The 693-nt window shown below is 40.1% G+C and carries 1 protein-coding gene; it reads left to right on the top strand.

Translation table 11 applies throughout. The annotated features are described in order from the left end of the window. A partial coding sequence (locus ABD296_RS49670) for a M1 family aminopeptidase (RefSeq protein ID WP_344285569.1) occupies nucleotides 1–693 on the top strand: 693 nt, incomplete at both ends.

Below are 693 nucleotides of genomic sequence, written 5' to 3'. Positions count from 1 at the left end.
GATATTCAAACGGCTTTTGATGGCATCACGTATCAAAAAGGTGCGGCTGTTTTAAATATGTTTGAAAGCTATTTAGGCGAAGAAAAATTCAAACAAGGAGTGCGTAATTATATTAATAAGCACCAATATGGTAATGCGACAGCTAATGATTTAATTAGCGCTTTAGCAGAGCAGTCTGGACAAGGTGAGCGCTTTACTAGAGCGATGAAAAGTTTTCTTGATCAACCAGGTGTGCCTTTAATTAACACCGCATTACAGCAAGAAGGCAATAAAGTCTTTTTAAATGTGAAGCAAAGCCGTTATTTACCTGTGGGCTCAAAAGGTGATGCAAGAAGCCTCTGGGGTGTACCGTTATGTGTACGTTATGAAGTTCCAAATGCAGGTAGTAAAGTGCAATGTGAATTGGTAGACCAAGCAGAAGCCAAGATTGAACTCAAAGGTGCCAGCCTTGGCAGTTGGTATATTCCAAATGCAGATGCGGCAGGATACTATCAATTTAGTTTGCCACAGAAAGAATTTACTCGTCTGACTGCTGCTACAGAAAAGCTTTCTAACACTGAACAGTTGGCTTATGCCTATGCAATTTCAGCTGCATTTAACCACGGTGATATTAATTTATTGGCTGTCGTAGATGCTGCGAAGAAATTTGCCAATTCGAATAGCCGACAAATTAGTACAGCGATGTTTTTCCAG

The organism is Actinomadura napierensis, from assembly GCF_039529375.1.
GTDB classification, from domain to species: domain Bacteria; phylum Actinomycetota; class Actinomycetes; order Streptosporangiales; family Streptosporangiaceae; genus Spirillospora; species Spirillospora napierensis.
This window is presented reverse-complemented; position numbering and strand designations above follow the sequence as displayed.